Annotated in this window: 18 protein-coding genes; 10 read left to right on the forward strand and 8 right to left on the reverse strand. The window is 63.9% G+C overall.

What is annotated here, in order from left to right:
- The 4 genes from N826_RS06630 to N826_RS06645 all read left to right on the forward strand — a co-directional run.
- A partial coding sequence (locus N826_RS06630) for a Bax inhibitor-1 family protein (RefSeq protein WP_044426938.1) occupies positions 1–215 on the forward strand: 215 nt, incomplete at its 5' end.
- Between the two features lie 67 nt (positions 216–282).
- Positions 283–1302, forward strand: a complete 1020-nt coding sequence (locus N826_RS06635; protein ID WP_052830886.1) for a DUF6635 family protein — start codon at positions 283–285, stop codon at positions 1300–1302.
- Between the two features lie 60 nt (positions 1303–1362).
- Positions 1363–1932 (forward strand): DUF2076 domain-containing protein, encoded by a 570-nt coding sequence (locus N826_RS06640; RefSeq protein WP_044426940.1) that lies wholly within the window; start codon positions 1363–1365, stop codon positions 1930–1932.
- Positions 1933–2198: 266 nt separating this feature from the next.
- Positions 2199–2954 (forward strand): ZIP family metal transporter, encoded by a 756-nt coding sequence (locus tag N826_RS06645; RefSeq protein ID WP_244619452.1) that lies wholly within the window; start codon positions 2199–2201, stop codon positions 2952–2954.
- A gap of 70 nt (positions 2955–3024) precedes the next feature.
- On the opposite strand, the gene N826_RS06650 is transcribed toward N826_RS06645, so the two are convergent.
- Positions 3025–4185: an acyl-CoA dehydrogenase family protein gene (locus N826_RS06650; protein WP_044426943.1), complete on the reverse strand. Its 1161-nt coding sequence runs from the start codon at positions 4183–4185 to the stop codon at positions 3025–3027.
- 187 nt (positions 4186–4372) lie between these two features.
- On the opposite strand from N826_RS06650, the gene citF reads away from it, so the two are divergent.
- The 3 genes from citF to N826_RS06665 all read left to right on the forward strand — a co-directional run bounded on the left by citF (position 4373) and on the right by N826_RS06665 (position 9118).
- Positions 4373–5920, forward strand: a complete 1548-nt coding sequence (gene citF / locus N826_RS06655) for a citrate lyase subunit alpha (protein WP_044426945.1) — start codon at positions 4373–4375, stop codon at positions 5918–5920.
- A 39-nt stretch (positions 5921–5959) separates the two neighbouring features.
- The gene (locus N826_RS06660) at positions 5960–7489 is read left to right on the forward strand and encodes a fumarate hydratase (protein ID WP_044426946.1); all 1530 of its coding nucleotides are present in this window, start codon (positions 5960–5962) and stop codon (positions 7487–7489) included.
- A gap of 423 nt (positions 7490–7912) precedes the next feature.
- Complete coding sequence (locus N826_RS06665) at positions 7913–9118, forward strand: acyltransferase family protein (RefSeq protein ID WP_084720552.1); 1206 nt, start codon at positions 7913–7915, stop codon at positions 9116–9118.
- Positions 9119–9140: 22 nt separating this feature from the next.
- Here the strand turns inward: N826_RS06665 and N826_RS06670 are convergent, their stop codons facing one another.
- Positions 9141–9440 carry a hypothetical protein gene (locus tag N826_RS06670; RefSeq protein ID WP_147040215.1) on the reverse strand — a complete coding sequence of 100 codons (300 nt, stop codon included), beginning with the start codon at positions 9438–9440 and terminating at the stop codon, positions 9141–9143.
- A 175-nt stretch (positions 9441–9615) separates the two neighbouring features.
- On the opposite strand from N826_RS06670, the gene N826_RS06675 reads away from it, so the two are divergent.
- Positions 9616–10593 carry an AAA family ATPase gene (locus N826_RS06675; protein WP_044426950.1) on the forward strand — a complete coding sequence of 326 codons (978 nt, stop codon included), beginning with the start codon at positions 9616–9618 and terminating at the stop codon, positions 10591–10593.
- Positions 10594–10667: 74 nt separating this feature from the next.
- Here the strand turns inward: N826_RS06675 and egtD are convergent, their stop codons facing one another.
- From egtD to N826_RS42855, 6 genes are all read right to left on the reverse strand, one after another.
- Entirely contained in the window at positions 10668–11648 is a 981-nt protein-coding gene (gene egtD, locus N826_RS06680; protein WP_044426952.1) for an L-histidine N(alpha)-methyltransferase, read from the reverse strand.
- Positions 11649–11677: 29 nt separating this feature from the next.
- Entirely contained in the window at positions 11678–11983 is a 306-nt protein-coding gene (locus tag N826_RS06685) for a GNAT family N-acetyltransferase (protein ID WP_044426956.1), read from the reverse strand.
- Between the two features lie 193 nt (positions 11984–12176).
- Positions 12177–13199 (reverse strand): Rpn family recombination-promoting nuclease/putative transposase, encoded by a 1023-nt coding sequence (locus N826_RS06690; RefSeq protein WP_044426958.1) that lies wholly within the window; start codon positions 13197–13199, stop codon positions 12177–12179.
- Positions 13200–13303: 104 nt separating this feature from the next.
- Positions 13304–14746: an FAD-binding oxidoreductase gene (locus tag N826_RS06695; RefSeq protein WP_084720554.1), complete on the reverse strand. Its 1443-nt coding sequence runs from the start codon at positions 14744–14746 to the stop codon at positions 13304–13306.
- Positions 14747–14792: 46 nt separating this feature from the next.
- Positions 14793–15068, reverse strand: a complete 276-nt coding sequence (locus tag N826_RS06700) for a hypothetical protein (protein WP_044426960.1) — start codon at positions 15066–15068, stop codon at positions 14793–14795.
- Positions 15062–15220, reverse strand: a complete 159-nt coding sequence (locus tag N826_RS42855; RefSeq protein ID WP_147040217.1) for an SDR family NAD(P)-dependent oxidoreductase — start codon at positions 15218–15220, stop codon at positions 15062–15064. The genes N826_RS06700 and N826_RS42855 overlap by 7 nt, the downstream gene beginning before the upstream one ends.
- A gap of 168 nt (positions 15221–15388) precedes the next feature.
- On the opposite strand from N826_RS42855, the gene N826_RS06705 reads away from it, so the two are divergent.
- Both N826_RS06705 and N826_RS06710 read left to right on the forward strand, forming a co-directional pair.
- Complete coding sequence (locus tag N826_RS06705) at positions 15389–16129, forward strand: GntR family transcriptional regulator (protein WP_147040219.1); 741 nt, start codon at positions 15389–15391, stop codon at positions 16127–16129.
- Positions 16130–16176: 47 nt separating this feature from the next.
- Positions 16177–16815, forward strand: a complete 639-nt coding sequence (locus N826_RS06710) for an FMN-binding negative transcriptional regulator (protein WP_044426962.1) — start codon at positions 16177–16179, stop codon at positions 16813–16815.
- Positions 16816–17123 lie beyond the last annotated feature (308 nt).

Here is a 17123-nt window from a genome sequence, read left to right on the forward strand (position 1 = left end):
CCAGCGCGCTTCAGTTCGCGATCTCGGTGATCGGCGTCGTCGTCTTCACCGGCCTGACCGCCTACGACACCCAGAACATCAAGGAATCCTATGCCGAGCACTTCGGCCAGGACACCATGACCAAGATGGCCGTCATGGGCGCGCTCAGCCTCTACCTCAACTTCATCAACCTCTTCCAGATGCTGCTCCAGCTTACAGGGCAACGCCAGGAGTGACGGCAAGGATTCCGGGGTGCCTGAAGCACCCCGGTTCGAGGAACCGTTTTCAGCATCGACAAAAACCATGCCATCCGAACCGATGTCCGCCGAAGCCGACAGCTGCCGGAATGCTCCTTCGACTTCGGCGGCGGACTTGAACGCGGTCTACGAGGCGGCGCTCACGCGCTACTTCACCGATCGACATGCCATGATCGATGCCTTCGTCAGCCGGCACTTCTCGCTACAAGGCACCCTGCGGATACACCGCCGGGCCCTGGGCCTGGACATCCTCCGGGCGCCGGTCAACCTGCTGCTCTCCGTTCCGACCGCGGCGCTCAAGCTTTCGGCGATCCTGGCGGGCAAAGCCGGAGCTCCCGGTGCGGCCCACTGGCTCGATACCCGCAACCTGTTCCTTGAGACCGCCGTGTCGCGCCACATCACCGATCTGATCGAGATGGAGCTTCTCGGCATCGACAAGGATGGACCGGAAAACCCTGACCGTAGAGATCCGCTGAGCGAAGCGATGCTCGTCACTCCCGAGATCCAGGCGCTCCTGGCTCGCGCCAAAGCACAAGGAAACGAGCATGGCGCGCACGAGTTCGAAACGCGGCTGCGGCAGGCACTGACCGCCTACGGCGGCGCCCGAACGGCCGCTGGCGAGATCACCACGGCGGCGGTCAGCCTATCGGTTGGCGCCATTATCTTCCATCAGATGACGCCCGGCATGCTCACGCTCGGCCCCAGCATCGCCGCCGTGATCGCCCAGCAGGCGGCCATCGAGGCGTTCCCCCTGGGCGAGGGACCGGGCTTCCTCTGGTACTCCCTGTTCCCGGCATCCGCTTCACCGGGACTCGTGCTCGGCATCACGGTCGGACTGGCCCTCCTCGGCGCCACCCTGGCGGCCTTCGCCGGGATCGTTGCCGACCCCATGCAGCGCCGTCTCGGTCTCCACCAGAGACGGCTGCACCACCTTCTCGACGTCACGCAGGCGAACCTTCGCGGCGGGACGGCGAGCAGCCTGAGAGTGCGGGACCACTACGTGGCCCGCCTCTTGGATGCCCTGGACTACGCGGGCCTGGCCCTGCGCATGACCCGCGCGGGCTGACCGCACCGGCAATACCCCCAGAGCCGCTCATCAAGGCGGCCAAAACTCATGAGGAAAACCATGGACCAGAACGAACGCCAGATCATCGACGAACTCTTCGGCAAGCTGCGGCAGGCCGAAGCGCAGTCCGGCCCGCGCGATCCGCAGGCGGAGAGCCACATTCAGGAGCAGGTTGCCCGTCAGCCCGTAGCACCGTACCTGATGGCCCAGGCGATCGTCATCCAGGAGCAGGCGCTTGCCGCCTCGCAGGCGCGGATCGCGGAACTGGAGCAGCAGGCGCAGGAGCAGCCGCGATCGGCTTCCGGCGGTCTCTTCGGCGGCTTGTTCGGTGGCGGTGCTTCGAATGCATCCGCCAACCCGCGTCCTTCCACCTCCCGGCAGGCGAATATCGGCGACCCGCGCGTTGCGGCCTATTCCAATCCGAATCAGCAGCAGGCAGGCGGCGGCTTCCTCGCGGGCGCCATGCAGACCGCTATGGGTGTCGCGGGCGGCATGCTGATCGGCAGTGCCCTGGCCAGTGCCTTCTCCGGTGACGCCGCGGCTGAAGAACCGGCGGCCGAAGAGCCCATGCCCGAGGAAATGGCGGCCGAGGAGGACTCGTTCTTCGGCGGTGAGGACGAAGAACTCTAAGGCCGGATTCATGATTGCGATCTGCCGGGTCGGCACGCCGTCCTGGCAGATCTTTCAACCAGCTGTTTATCCGGTACCCGATCCCTGAGATCGAGGCAGGCAACCTGGGTGTCACGCCGCCATCGCATGTCCAGCCTGTCGGAAGGCCGGGCATCCGATGCGCAGGCGCCCCAAGGCCCGGACAACATGAAAAGCGACGGCTTCTGCCGGGTCAACCGACCGGCAGGAGCCTTTTTCATACTGATGGTGTATCGATGTTTCCCCCCGTGCCTGACGCCGTCGTTGCCAGCCTCATTGCCGGGATCGCCACCGGAGTGGGGGCTCTTCCCGTACTTCTGGTTCCCCGGATCTCGGAGCGACTCCAGGATACGCTGCTCGGTTTCTCGGCGGGCATCATGCTCGCCGCCAGCTTCTTCTCCTTGATCCTTCCGGCGCTGGCCGAGGCTGAAGCCCTGTATGGAGGATCCCTGAGCGGAGCGTCGGCGGTGGTCGCGGCGATCCTGCTGGGTGCCGGCAGCCTCTGGCTATTCGAGTATGTCACGCCGCACCTTCATTTTACCGATGCCTCGGATAGAAAGGTTCCGGTCACGCTGCCGCTGATCGCCATCGCGATCACCCTGCACAACATCCCTGAAGGCTTGGCCGTCGGCGTCGGCTATAGCGCGCAGGACGGTTCCGTCGGCTCTCAGCTGGCCATTGCCATCGGCATCCAGAACATGCCCGAGGGACTTGCCGTCGCCGTTTCCCTGATTGCCCTGGGATGGCAGCGTTCGACCGCTCTGCTCGTCGCCTTCGGGACCGGATTGGTCGAGCCGCTGGGAGCCATGGTCGGAGTGGTGGCGGTCGGTCTGGCGGAGACATTGCTGCCCTGGGGTCTGGGCTTCGCCGGCGGTGCGATGATCTTCGTGATCAGCCACGAGATCATTCCCGAGACCCATCGAAAAGGGCATGAGAACTCCGCGACCTCAGGTCTCCTGGCTGGCTTGGGCGGCATGGTGCTGATCAGCGCGGCGCTTGGCTGATCGTCTAGACTTTGGCTCATAGTGGGCTTTGGGGTGATGGGTCAGCCCTGGCGCCTTGTCCGGTCCGATCTCAGAAGGAGCGGGGCAGGCCGAGCACGTGTTCCGCGACATAGCTGAGGATCAGGTTGGTCGAGATCGGCGCTACCTGATACAGCCGGGTTTCCCGGAACTTGCGCTCGACGTCGTATTCGGTGGCGAACCCGAAGCCGCCGTGGAATTGCAGGCAGGCGTTGGCGGCTTCCCACGAGGCCTTGGCGGCGAGGTATTTCGCCATATTGGCCTGGGTTCCGCAGGGCTCGTGCGCATCGAAACGGCGGCAGGCGTCGAAGCGCATCAGGTTGGCGGCCTCGATCTCGATGAAGGCCTCCGCGATCGGGAACTGCACGCCCTGGTTCTGGCCGATCGGCCGGCCGAAGACGACGCGCTCGCTGACATAGGGAACGACCTTGTCGATGAACCAGTAGCCGTCGCCGATGCACTCGGCGGCGATCAGGGTGCGCTCGGCGTTCAGTCCGTCGAGGATGTATCTGAAGCCCTTGCCTTCCTCGCCGATCAGGTTCTCCGCCGGGATCTCCAGGTTGTCGATGAACAGCTCGTTGGTCTCGTGGTTGACCATGTTGGCGATCGGCCGGACGGTTATCCCGTTGCCGATGGCCTGGTGCAGGTCGACCAGAAAGATCGACATGCCTTCGGACTTCTTCTTGACGTCGGGCAGCGGCGTCGTGCGCGCGAGCAGGATCATCAGGTCCGAGTGCTGGACGCGCGAGATCCAGACTTTCTGGCCGTTGACGACGTAGCGGTCGCCCTTCCTGACCGCCGTCGTCCTGATCCTGGTGGTGTCGGTGCCGGTGGTCGGCTCGGTCACGCCCATCGATTGCAGGCGCAGCTCGCCGGAAGCGATCCCGGGGAGATATCTGCGCTTCTGTTCCTCCGAGCCATGCCTGAGCAGCGTTCCCATGTTGTACATCTGCCCGTGGCAGGCCCCGGAATTGCCGCCGGAACGGTTGATCTCCTCCATGATCACGGAGGCCTCGGACAAGCCGAGGCCCGATCCGCCGTATTCCTCCGGGATCATGGCGGCGAGCCAGCCAGCTTTGGTCAGCGCGTCGACGAAGGCTTCCGGATAGCCGCGCTCCTCATCGATCTTCCGATGATACTCGGCCGGATAGTTCGAGCACAGGTCACGAACCGCGTCGCGGATTTCCTGGTACTGGTCGGTCGTGTTCAGCATGGTGGTTTCCTCGATTTCTCAGCGACCGGCACGGATCATCGTATCGGACGCCTGCATATTGGACGCCTGCCAGCCAATGACCTATCGTCCTGCCGGACACCCGGCAAGCGGTCGTAGCAAGCGGTCGTAACGGGAAGAAAGATTGATAAGCAGGCACAGTTGGACAGGGAGGGCAGGGGCGCTCGGCATGGATAGGCAATTTCCTGACTTCATCGAAGGGTACGGGCCGGTCAAGCGGTTCGCGGGAGCCTTCGCCGACAGCGGAATGGCGACGCGCGCTCCGGTGCGGCTATGCGCCGTGCGGCCGGGAGCGTCGAAGGTATTGCCGAGTATCCGTGCGGCCATCGAGGCGTGCGGGCTCACGGACGGCGCGACCGTATCGTTCCATCATCACTTGCGGAACGGCGACGACGTCCTCAGGGCGGTGATGGCGGAGATCGCGGCCCTCGGCCTGCGGGACATCAGGATCGCGCCAAGCTCCCTCTTCCCTGTTCATGCGCCGCTGGTCGATCACATCCGCAGCGGCGTCGTGACCGGCATCTCGACCGCCTACATGGCGGGTCCCGTCGCGGAGGCGGTGGCAAGGGGCTGGCTCGCCACGCCTGCGGTCATGCAGACGCATGGCGGGCGGGCACGGGCAATCGAGTCCGGCGACCTCCCCATCGACGTCGCCTTCGTCGCCGCTCCGACCGCCGACACCTACGGCAACCTGAACGGGGTGGAGGGCAAGTCGGCGTGCGGGACGCTGGGCTACCCGATGGTGGACGCGAAGCACGCCCGCCGGGTCGTCGCGATCACCGACAACCTGGTGTCCTATCCGGCCTGTCCGATCGACATCACGCAGGAGGACGTCGACTACGTGGTGGCGGTGGACAGCATAGGCGATCCGCGTCAGATCGTGTCCGGCAGCACGCGCGTCACCGACAAGCCCGACGGGCTGAAGATCGCCGCGACCGCTGCTCGGGTGATCGCGGCGTCGGGCCTGCTGAAGGACGGCTTCTCCTTCCAGACCGGCGCCGGTGGCGTCTCGCTCGCCACTGCCGCCTGCCTGAGGGACGTCATGGTGGAGCGCGGGATCGTCGGCAGCTTCGCCGCCGGAGGCATCACGGGGACGATCGTGGAGATGTTCCAGGCCGGATTGTTCCGGACGCTGTTCAATGTCCAGTGCTTCGACCTCGAGGCCGTCGAGTCCTATCGGCGCGATGCGGCGCATCAGTCGATGTCGGCTTCCATGTATGCCAATCCGCACAACAAAGGCGCGGTCGTCAACCAGCTGGACGCCATGGTCCTGGGCGCCGCCGAGATCGATCTAGACTTCAACGTGAACGTCACCCTGGGAGCGGGCGGCCTGATCATCGGCGGATCGGGAGGCCACAGCGACACCGCGGCCGGCGCAAAACTGGCCCTGGTGACGACCAAGCTGACCGCCAAAAGCCATCCCAAGATCGTCGACAGGGTGGCCTGCATCACGACGCCCGGAGAAACGATCGACGTCGTCGTCACGGACGAGGGCGTGGCGGTGAACCCGAGGCGCCCCGATCTGCGCGACCGGCTGCTGTCGGAGGGGCTGTCCGTGGTCACCATCGGCGAATTGAGGGAAAAGGCGATGCGCCTGACGGGAGAGGCGGTGGGCACTGCCCCGACGGAGCGTTGCGGTGGAACAGGCCGTATCGTCGCCGTGGCGGAATACCGCGACGGTACCGTGATCGACCTTGTCGAAGCCATGCCCGGGTGACGAAGCACCGGCAATCCTCAGATAGCTGTAGAGGTCTCCATGACGACGATAGGACAGGACGATTTCATCGCAAGCATCGAAGATGCCTTGCAGTATATCTCGTATTATCATCCTCCCGATTTCATCAAGGCCTTGGGCGACGCCTACGCGCGCGAGGAATCGCCGGCCGCACGCGACGCCATGGCTCAGATACTCGTCAATTCCCGTATGTGCGCGGAGGGCCGGCGTCCGATCTGCCAGGACACCGGTCTGGTCGTCGTGTTCCTGAAGATCGGCATGGATGTCCGCTGGAACGCCGCCATGAGCGTCACCGACATGGTGAACGAAGGCGTGCGCCGCGCCTACCGGAACCCCGACAACGTCCTGCGCGCCTCGATGATCCGCGATCCCGCCGGAGCGCGCAGCAACACCGGCGACAACACGCCGGCCATCGTCCACATGGAGGTGGTGCCGGGCGACGTGGTGGATGTCAGGCTGGCGGCCAAAGGGGGAGGGTCGGAGAACAAGGCTAAATTCGTCATGCTGAACCCGTCCGACGACATCGTTGAATGGGTCGTGAGGACGGTGCCGACCATGGGCGCCGGCTGGTGCCCGCCGGGGATGCTCGGCATCGGCATCGGCGGCAGTGCCGAAAAGGCAATGCTCCTTGCCAAGGAGGCGCTGATGGAGCCGATCGACATGCACGACCTCAAGACCCGCGGCCCACGGGACCGGATCGAGGAACTGCGGATCGAGATCCATGACAAGGTCAATGCGCTAGGCATCGGTGCGCAGGGACTGGGCGGGCTGACGACCGTCCTCGACGTGAAGATCAGGGACTACCCGACGCACGCGGCCTCCAAGCCGGTCGCGATCATTCCCAATTGCGCCGCCACGCGCCATGTGCATTTCGTTCTGGACGGGCATGGACCGGCGCGTCTGCCGAGCGTCGATCTCGGCGACTGGCCCGAGGTTCACCTGCAAGCGTCCGAGACGGTGCGGCGCGTCCATCTCGACACGCTGACACGCGACGATGTCGCGGCCTGGAAGTCGGGGGAACGGCTGCTCCTGAGCGGCAAGGTGCTGACCGGCCGCGACGCCGCGCACAAACGCATCGCGGACCTGTTGGGCGAAGGCCGGCCCTTGCCGGAGGGCTTGGATTTCACCGGCCGCTTCATCTACTACGTCGGCCCCGTCGATCCGGTCAGGGGCGAAGTCGTCGGGCCGGCCGGACCGACCACCGCGACGCGGATGGACAAGTTCACCGAAACGATGCTCGATCGGACCGGACTGCTGGGGATGATCGGCAAGGCGGAGCGGGGAGCCGCCGCCATCGAGGCCATCCGGCGGCACCGGGCGGTCTACCTCGTCGCCATCGGCGGCGCCGCCTACCTCGTATCCAAGGCGATCAAGGCCGCGCGCGTCGTCGCCTTCGCGGATCTCGGCATGGAGGCCATCCATGAGTTCGAGATCCGGGACATGCCGGTGACCGTCGCCGTCGATGCCAGGGGGGAGTCGGTCCATACCTCCGGTCCGGCCGCCTGGAGAAACGACCGTGCTCCGCCCGCTGGCATGCAGTCCGGCATCTAGGTTCACTGCGCAGCGGCTTCGGTCGACCGTCAGCGAGGCATTGTTTCCAATCAGAAACGACGGGAAACCGCTGCGGTGAAGTTGTCAATTCACCATAGAAAGGGGAAATAGTTTAATAATCTTCTCTTGGTGTCATCCAGGTTACAGATATGGCGGCATTCCGCAGCGACACTCATAAACCTCCAAGGTTTATGATCGCAAGGATCGGCTATGCGGAAGTTGTTCACGGGAAAAACCCTTAAGGGATATTGGGCCTCTCCGATCGGTGTCCTTCTTGTAGCGATTTGATAGAGCTGGCTGCCACATTCCTTGACTAGGGCTGTTCTATCCTGGGACGTGCCATGAAGGTGGCGGGACGATGGATTATCGGACGTGCAGTCCTCTGTGCGCCGCCAGCCAATCGTCGATATCGGAGCCGATGATATGGAACGGAAACACTACCTGGACCATCTCAGAGCTTTTCTGATGTTCCTGGGTATCCCGTATCATACCGCCATGATCTACTCGACCAACACGGACTGGCTGGTATCTTCTGTCGAGACGTCGTTTCTGCTGACATGGGTGTTCCAGTTCACCCACACGTTCCGCATGCCTGCATTCATGATCATCTCGGGGTTCTTTGCCATGATGATGATCCGGAAGCAGGGCGACGCCGTGTGGCTGAGAAGCCGGTTTTTCCGCCTGGGCGTGCCCCTTGTCAGCGTGGCGCTCCTGGTCAATCCCTGGCAGATGCTGGCGAGGGCGCTCGCCGTTCCCGATGTGCCGGATGGCGGTGCGCCGGATGCCTGGCGGAACTGGCTGTCGTTGCTGTCCAGTCCAGGCGGACACTGGATCGAACAGCTATGGTTCCTGGCAGATCTGCTGATCTACTCGACGGTGCTGGCCCTGGGGTGGAGGTATGGCGCGAAGTTACGGCTGGGATCGCTATGCAATGCTGGATTGGACCTGATCGGCCGCGACCGGAAGAGCGCCGTCCTGGCCTTGATCCTAACGGGAACCGGTGTCATCGCAGCGGCGACTGCCGGCAGCATGCTTGACCTGAACATTCTGCTGTCGGGAATGATCCAGACGATACGGACCGTTGCCTTCGCGCCGTTCTTCCTCCTGGGGGCGGCCCTGGCCTATCGTCCCGAATGGCTCGATAGGTTCACCACCATCCATTGGCCCGCCGGTATCGCTGCTGCGGCGGCTTGCCTGATCCTGACGCTCGTCGAGCCTAGGGAGGAACCGGTCTACAAAGCGGCGAGCTACTTCCTGACGCCTGTTGCCGGTATCCTGTCGGCCCATGTGCTGCTGTGCGCCGCCCGCCGGTGGTTCAACCATGCCAACGCGCTCACCAGAAGGATGGCGGATGCCTCCATGGACGTTTACTTGTTCCACATGGTTTTCGTCTGCTGGTTCGGTCTGCTCTTCACGAATACCTCATGGCCCGTGATGGGCGAGTTCGCCTTGATCGTGATCGGAACGACGATCGCCTCGTTCGGCGTTCACGCCCTGGTCCGCAGGAGCGAAACGCTCAGGTTCCTGTTCAACGGGGTTTCATCGAGCGGGGTCTCAGCGAACGGGATGTCACGGAGCGACCGTTCCCGAGAACGCCGGTGCGTGCGGGGTTTGCAGAATGGACCGTAAGCGCCGCCGTCCCATGGACGATTTACGGGCTGTTCGCCAGTGGCCCGGACCCTGCCTGTTTGGGCAGGTCGGCGCGCATGGACGCGAGCGAGTTCTTCGAGCTCCACAGCAGTTCGGCACTCGATCCCTGTATTTTCAGCAATACGTTGATGGCTTGCTTCGGCTTCGCCAGTTGTTCGGCTGCTTCGATGGCATCGGCAACAGCGTCGCGCCGGCTCAAATAGGGGCCATGCGACTCGTTGCCTTCATCCACAAACCATTTATCCATGCGGCAAGTAACGTAAAACTCCCTCGCCACGGCTTCCTCCTTCTTCTGTTCCACAGTCTTTTGTCCGCCGGACTGTAGCCGATCGGGAAGGAGACGAAAATAACGAATCGAACAAATAGTGAACGACAAAATACGTCTGACGTGATAGGGTCCGGTCAGGAAGGCTCGCTTTGCTGGTCCGGCCAGCCGTGAAGCAGGGCTGTGGCACCGAACATCAGAGACTTTTCCCATGGCGTTCAAACGAGTCGACAAAGATATCCTTCCCCCAAGACGCTGGGCGTTGAAGGGCCGGTACGGCGATGGCAAGTCGACTTTCATCCTGGCAATGCAGCAGCCGGCGCTGATCGTGGACGCGGACGGACGCCGCCACGAACTCAAGGGCGGGGAACTGTACGAGCTGAGCGAGGAACCGGCGGATAACCGGTCGGTCGAGCGCATCCAGGATCTCCTGGACCGGAACATGCCGGGATCCGGCATCAAGACGATCGCGATCGACAGCATCACGTCGCTGATCGGCAGTTCGATCGCGCGCGCAATGCTGGACAACGCGGCCGATCGCAACAGGAACAAGAACCAGGCTTGGGTGGACAAGGCCGAGAAGATGCGGCTGCTCCAGGACTCCGTCACGGCGCACGGAACTCACGTCCTATGGGTCTGGCACCTCGAGGACGCGCAGCTCAATGGCCAGACCCATATCCGCGAAACGCTGCCGGAAACCGAGCGCGAGCGCCTGTTCCGGTCGCTCAACGCATCGCTCCGCATCGTGCGCGAAAAGGACCGGCGCGGCATCCTGGTGGAATGGTCGCGCGAGGGGCCGTCCGGCATGGTGATCTGGGACGAGCAGGGCCACTGGAAAGGCGTGCCGGAGCGCATCGAAGCCGCACTCTACGGACAGGGAGGCGGCGTCAGGCCGACACCGCCGAAAGCGGTGGCGATGGAGCCCTCCGCTTCGGTAACCGATGCGGCGGCCGGCGCTCCGCAGGCTGATGCCGCACGAGGTCCGCAGGACAACGTGCTGACATTCTACAGCCCTACGGAAGCCGTAGCCTGGGCGGTGGAGCAGGGCGCCTTCACCGACACGTTCGAGGCGGAAATCGCTTACGAACAATTGAGGGGCGAGATGAAGCCCCGCAATGCCAAGGAAATGTATATCGCGTGGATCGGGTTCGTCAGGAAACAGAAGCCGCAGCAGCGACGGCGGGCATAGATCGGCAGGAGACAGCCGGTCGGAATAGTCGTGATCCCGAGACCCTGAACCTGGGGCCGAGTGATCGGTTACGCTCAGCCCCGGCTGTTCAGCAAGTGGATGCTGAAGAGGCGTGCATCGTCGGTCCAGGTAGCGTCGGCAGACCAGCCGGCGACATGGGCCAGCTTGCGAAACTCGTCGGCCGAATACTTGTATGAGTCTTCGGTATGGATCGTTTCGCCTTCCTCGAACCTGAAAGGAACGCCGGCGACCAGCACTGTCTGGTCCCGTACGCTTTTCAGATGCATCTCTATGCGGCCCACGTCGTCGTTGTAGAAGGCCAGATGCGTGAAGCCATCAAGGTCGAAGGTGCCGTCCAACTCGCGATTGATCCGTTCGAGCAGGTTGAGGTTGAAGGCGGCGGTCACGCCGGCGGCATCGTTATACGCCGCTTCCAGCCGTTCCTTGGGTTTCTTGAGATCGACGCCGATCAATAGCCGGCTGCCGGCGCCCAACCGCCGGGCGAGACGCGCCAGGAAGGACTGGGCTTCCACCGGGTGGAAGTTCCCGATGGTCGAGCCGGGGAAGAACGCGAGGGTGCGGTCGGCTCCGCCCTCCACCGATACCGGAAATCCCTGGACATAGTCGGCGAAGATGGGGGTGACCTTCAGGCCGGGATAGTCGGCCGCGAGGCGAGCCGCCGAAACCTGCAAGTGCTCCCGGGAGATATCGACGGGGATGTAAGCCTTGGGGTGGTCGAGCCTGTCCAGCAGGAGGCGGACCTTGGTGCTCGATCCGCTGCCGAGTTCCAGCAGGGTGATGCCCGGGCCTACCTGCGCCGCGATATCACCGGCATGATCGGCGAGCAAAGCGGTTTCGGTCCGGGTCGGGTAGTACTCGTCGAGTTCGCAGATCTCGTCGAAGAGCTTCGAGCCGCGCTCATCGTAGAAATATTTGGCGGGCAGGGTCTTTTCCGCCAACCCCAAGCCATCGAGAACATCTTCAAGAAACCCGGCATCCAGCTTGGCCGGGGATTGCGCGACCGTGACCGGGCGCGGAGCTGTCGCATTCCTCAACGTTTTCTCCCCTTGTCCTATGCGGATCTTTATTCGTTCCCGGCCACGGGCTGGATGATGTCCTGGTACTCGGGGTGCCTCGCGACATACTCCCGGACGAAGGGGCATCGCGGCACGACCTTCAAATCCCGGCGGCGTGCGTCTTCCAGCGCGCCCTTCACCAGTCTCGATCCGACGCCCTTGCCCGCCATGGATTCCGGCACCTTGGTATGCACGAAGGCAACGGCATCGCCTTCACCGACATGGTCGATGAAGGCAACATCGTCACCTACCGTCAACTCGTAACGGCTGAGTGCTGCGTTGTCGGTGACGGTGCCGGACGGAGAGTCGGGCATGGAGGAATCCCCCTGAACGATCGGTTACATCGGTATCCGAGTACGAACAGGACAGCAGGGATTTGGTTCTGCCGTTAATCCGGTATTTCCGTGCAGGGAACGTTGGGGAGCGCCTAAGGAATGCCCCTGCGCAAGGCTGCGCCAAGGGCTTCCTATCCAACTGCGGATTGATCGGCTGTTCTGGAGGCCGTTCTCAGTGCTTGGGATCTTCGAATACCGCGTCCAGCGGCTTGCCGTCGACGATGGCATCGATCCAGTTGTCGATGTCGGCAACCGGTGCCGAGGACACCTTAAGTTCGATGGTTTCGGGAACCTCCCCGAACCGCCGGCGGAGCATCCGCATCAGCGTTTCGGTCTTGGCTTGCGCGTGGCCCTGAACGAGCCCTTTGGCAACACCTTCCGCCACAAAGACATCTGCGATCGTCGGCATAACGTCGTCCTCCTGCCCCGGTATCATACGTCCCAGTACGGTTCTGAGGCGACCCAGCTGCGCGGCGTCGCTCGTCCCGAAAAGATATCTGACCACGATACGGACGATGGACAAGCCGACCACCGCCGCCGCTCCCAGCAACCGGTCCAGCGTGACTTCCGGATCGTCGTCGCGGGCCGCGTATTTCAGCACCAGCAGGCCCGCCTGAAGCTCCGGATGACCAGACAGCTCCTCATCGGGAATCGTCGTCAGATCGACCAGAGTATAGCTGAAATCGAGCAAACCCTCGCCTACCATCTCGGCCGGCAATCCATATGCCGCACCGAGGCTGGTTGGCAGCGACCAGCGGTCGATGCCGTGGTACAGGATGACCGCGAACACCGGGACGGGGACGATCCAGACCGTTCCGTCCGGATTGATGCGCCGCTGGGCGTTGCTAGATGCGACGCCGGTCAGATATCCCAGCACCTGCACGATGGCGTCCGCTTCGGGAGAGCTTTTGTGCTCGACCAGGGTCCAGATCAGGAAAGGCCGCCCTTCCCGGGTCGCAAGGCTGTAGATGCGGTCGCCGCGAAGTTCCGCCAGCGTCGGATCGACGAAGCTCTCCGACCGGTCGATCGCCGGTTCCGCCGAGAGTTGCGCCGCGGCGGCGGCCGGCAATCGCTCCCGCAGGAAGGCGTCTGCGATGCCGGGCTGGTCGAGCAGCGTCTTTGCGAACTGATCGTGACGACGGATCAGCCGACGGTCGCCCGAAGCGCCGCCGACTGCCTCGATCGGTGCTGACATGGTTGCGCCGCCTTAGACTTTTATCGGGCAGACGTTATATCAGCCTGCAAGATGCACGCAACCGTATGCCTGCCCTGTCTCTCACCGACGGTCTTCCCGCGTCGTCACGCCGCAGGCAGGATCTTTCCCGGATTGAGGATATCCTTCGGATCGAGCGCCTGCTTGATCATGCGCATGAAGCGGACGCCGTCGCCGTGTTCCAGGTTCATGAACTTTGCCTTGCCGTAGCCGACGCCGTGCTCGCCGGTGCAGGTGCCGTCCAAGGCTATGGCGCGGCGGACCAGACGCTCGTTGAGGATCTCCGCTTCGGCCAGTTCGGCGGCACTGGTCGGGTCGATGCACAAGCCCAGATGGAAGTTGCCGTCGCCGACATGGCCGACCGTGGCGATGAAGAACGATGCCGCCTCAAGGTCCGGCTGGGTCTCGGTCATGACCTGGGTCAGCGCCGAGATCGGCACGCAGACATCGGTGCTCCAGACGCGGGCGTTCGGCCGCATGCCTTGGATCGCGTAGTGGATGTTGTGCCGGGCGCGCCAGAGTTGGGCGCGGGCTTCCGGGTCGGATGCCCACTGGAAGCCCGAGGCGCCGTTGTCCGCGACGATCTCCTTGACCAGTTCGGCCTGTTCCGCGACCGAAGCCTCGCTGCCGTGGAACTCGAAGAACAGCGTCGGCACCTCGTCCAGGGTGAGGCCGGAATGCTTGTTGGTGGCGCGCATGGCGTTGCTGTCTAGGAACTCGACGCGGGCGACCGGGATGCCGAACTGGATGATCGTGGTGACGGCGGCGACCGCCGATCCCATGTCGGGGAAGGAGCAGACGGCCGATGCCATCGCTTCCGGCACGCCGTAGAGCCGGATCGTGACCTCGGTGATGATGCCGAGCGTGCCTTCCGATCCGACGATCAGCCGGGTCAGGTCGTACCCGGCGGAGGATTTCCGGGCACGGCTGGATGTCCGGATTATGCTGCCGTCGGCCATCACCACGGTCAGCGAGATGACGTTCTCGCGCATCGTGCCGTAGCGTACCGCATTGGTGCCGGAAGCACGGGTCGCCGCCATGCCGCCGATCGTGCACTCGGCGCCGGGATCGACCGGGAAGAACAGCCCCGTGTCGCGCAGATGCGCATTGAGCTGCTGGCGCGTGACGCCCGCTTCCACCGTGCAGTCGAGGTCGCCAGGCCGGACGGCGACGATCCGGGTCATGCCGCCGACGTCGATGCAGATGCCGCCCCGGCGTGCCGCCACATGGCCCTCGAGCGAGGTGCCGGCTCCGAACGCCACGACCGGCGTGTCGAACTTGGCGCAGAGCTTGACGATGCCCGAGACCTCGTCGGTCGAGAGCGCTCGGCACACCGCCTGCGGCGGCTGGATGGCGTGGTAGGACTCTCCCCGGCCATGGTGCTCGCGGTCGGCCGGAGCGGTCGAGAAACGCTCGCCGAGAAGGTCGCGGAGACCCGCGACCAATGCGGGGTTCAGTTCCGACGGCGTCGCCGCGATGGCGTCAGGCGGCGTGTCGGCTGGAAATTCGGCTTTCAACTGCGCTTCCATGTCTCCCTCCCGGAGTTCGTTTCTTCACTGCGATGTCGCGGAAGGCTCAGCCGCCGAAGCGGTCGGCCCAGTTCTGGTGGAACGGCAGGTCCACGACGCCGGAGAACTCGGCATAGCTTACCATATCGGATTTCCGCCTTTTCGGAGTCCCCGTTCGCTTCAGCTCCTCCAGCGTATCGCCCACCGCCTTGACGGCGGTAAAAATGGCGCTGACGGCATAGAACACGACGTCGAAGCCCATCTCCTGCAAGTCCGAGGCGGTCAGGCCGGTCGTCTCGTTGCCGTCCACGACGGAGACCACCTTGGGGCCGATTATCAGCATATCGTCGCTGTCTTGCGCAGCCGACCTTCGTCGATGTCCCAGACGGCGGCGCGTCCGCCGTGTTCAATGACCGTATCGACGATACCGCGGCCGATGCCGGATGCTCCGCCCGTGACGATGACGCAGGTCCCATCGAGGTCCAGGGCGGTCAACGTTTCCTCCTGGTTTTGCTTGTTTCCAAATCTAGGATACATGATCTTATGTTCTAGTGGCAAGGCACGTATCATGGACACCAAGGTGTGGAGAGATGAGTAAACTTGTCTTCGAAACCTATATGGACGGAAACTGACGACAGGAACGGCACGGAAGGGGACGGCGGGATGACGATGGCAGCAGAGGCGCGGAAACCACCCTCCATGGCGCTCCAGGTGGCCGACCGCATCCGCAACGCCATCATCCTGGCGGAGTTCGACCTGGGCGAGGCGCTGTCGGAAGACAGCCTCGCCGCCGCGATGGGGATCAGCCGCACGCCGGTCCGCGAGGCGTTGCGGCTGTTGCAGACCGAAGGTCTGGTCACCGTCGTACCCAAGTCCGGCACCTTCGTCTTCAATCCGGTCGAGGACGACATCGTCGAACTGTGCGAGTTCCGCGTGATGCTGGAAGTCAGGGCGGCCACCCTGGCGCTGCGCCGCGCCGCGCCTGAAACGCTGGCATCGTTGCTGGCCGCCATGGCGGAGATGGCCGATGCGCGGCAACGCGGAGACATGCGCCTGTACGGCAAGGCCGACATGGCTTTCCACCTGTCGTTCCTCGACCATTGCGGCAACCGCTACCTGAGCCACGCCTATTCCATGATCCTGGGCCGCGTTTCGGCGCTGCGGACCCATCTGGCCTTCCTGACCAAGGGCGACCCGAACCGCTCCTTTGCCGACCACGAGCGGATCGTCGGGATCTTCGAACGCGGAGACGATGCCGCCTTGCCGGAGATCCTGGACCGGCATATCCTGCGCACACGGGAGAACTACGTCGAGGCGCTGGCGGAGCGCACTCGGGCGGCGCGGAATACCGGCGGCCGATCCGACTATATCCGGCGCAAGCTCGGCATGGCCTATCCGGTGTAGTTTGGCACGACAGGGCCCGCCGGGATCATTCTGATAGGACAAGCTCCATGTATCGGCCACCCCATTTCCGGGAAGACCGGCTCGACGTTCAGCACGATCTCATCAGGTCCCATCCGCTAGGCCTGCTGATCACCTCGGGTCCCGGCGGCCTTATGGCCAACCCGATCCCGTTCCTGATCGAATCCTCCGCATCGGAGCGCGGCACGCTGCTCTGCCACATGGCGCGCGCCAATCCGCAGTGGCGGGAACTGGCGGCGGTCCCGGAATGCCTCGTGGTTTTCCAAGGACCGCAGGACTACGTGACGCCGTCCTGGTATGCGACCAAGCGGGAGACTGGGAAGGTCGTGCCGACCTGGAACTACGCGACGGTCCATGCCTGGGGAAAGCCCGCCGTAATTGACGATGCCGACTGGCTGCGGCGGCAGATCGAGAGCCTTACGCAGGCACGGGAAGCCTCGAGGCCGGAGCCGTGGCAGGTTGACGATGCGCCCGCCGCTTTCGTGGCGGCACAGATCAAGGGCATCATCGGCGTCGAGATCCCGATCTGCCGGATCGAGGGCAAGTGGAAGGTCAGCCAGAACCGGCCCGAACCCGACCGGGCCGGGGTCGCCGCCGGCTACCGGGAGCAGGGCGACGCCGGCATTCCCATGGCCGATCTCGTCGTCGAACGGGGAAAGCCGGGGTGATCCTGGCGACATCTCCCCGTTTGGGGCTACGCGTGGTTAACGGCTCGGCAATCTGCAATGCCGTTGGCACGATACCAGGAGCCGAAGAGTTTGACCGGCGGTAGGCAAGTGTTGGGCCACGGCCCAACCTACGAAGCAGGAGCCTGTAGGTTGGGCCGTGGCCCAACAAACACTCTCCACAAAGGCCAAAGTCTTCGGCCCCTGGTATAGCCAGCGCCTATGGAGTATCCCCGTCTTGCTGGACGCATGCGTGGTTAACGGCTCGGCAAGGCATTGCCGCTAGGTTCGGTGCAAACGGCCGGCCGCAG

It is taken from the genome of Skermanella aerolata KACC 11604, assembly GCF_000936425.1.
In the GTDB taxonomy this organism is placed as follows: domain Bacteria; phylum Pseudomonadota; class Alphaproteobacteria; order Azospirillales; family Azospirillaceae; genus Skermanella; species Skermanella aerolata.

Excerpts from the sequence above, each read along its gene's own strand:
- N826_RS06650 (WP_044426943.1), bottom strand. The coding sequence starts at position 4,185 with ATGCTGAACACGACCGACCAGTACCAGGAAATCCGCGACGCGGTTCGT.
- N826_RS06700 (WP_044426960.1), bottom strand. The coding sequence starts at position 15,068 with ATGCTGATAATCGGCCCCAAGGTGGTCTCCGTCGTGGACGGCAACGAG.
- N826_RS06685 (WP_044426956.1), bottom strand. The coding sequence starts at position 11,983 with ATGCCCGACTCTCCGTCCGGCACCGTCACCGACAACGCAGCACTCAGC.
- N826_RS06635 (WP_052830886.1), top strand. The coding sequence starts at position 283 with ATGCCATCCGAACCGATGTCCGCCGAAGCCGACAGCTGCCGGAATGCT.
- N826_RS06690 (WP_044426958.1), bottom strand. The coding sequence starts at position 13,199 with ATGTCAGCACCGATCGAGGCAGTCGGCGGCGCTTCGGGCGACCGTCGG.
- citF (WP_044426945.1), top strand. The coding sequence starts at position 4,373 with ATGGATAGGCAATTTCCTGACTTCATCGAAGGGTACGGGCCGGTCAAG.
- N826_RS06695 (WP_084720554.1), bottom strand. The coding sequence starts at position 14,746 with ATGGAAGCGCAGTTGAAAGCCGAATTTCCAGCCGACACGCCGCCTGAC.
- N826_RS06710 (WP_044426962.1), top strand. The coding sequence starts at position 16,177 with ATGTATCGGCCACCCCATTTCCGGGAAGACCGGCTCGACGTTCAGCAC.
- N826_RS06665 (WP_084720552.1), top strand. The coding sequence starts at position 7,913 with ATGGAACGGAAACACTACCTGGACCATCTCAGAGCTTTTCTGATGTTC.
- N826_RS06675 (WP_044426950.1), top strand. The coding sequence starts at position 9,616 with ATGGCGTTCAAACGAGTCGACAAAGATATCCTTCCCCCAAGACGCTGG.
- N826_RS06660 (WP_044426946.1), top strand. The coding sequence starts at position 5,960 with ATGACGACGATAGGACAGGACGATTTCATCGCAAGCATCGAAGATGCC.
- N826_RS06640 (WP_044426940.1), top strand. The coding sequence starts at position 1,363 with ATGGACCAGAACGAACGCCAGATCATCGACGAACTCTTCGGCAAGCTG.
- N826_RS06705 (WP_147040219.1), top strand. The coding sequence starts at position 15,389 with ATGACGATGGCAGCAGAGGCGCGGAAACCACCCTCCATGGCGCTCCAG.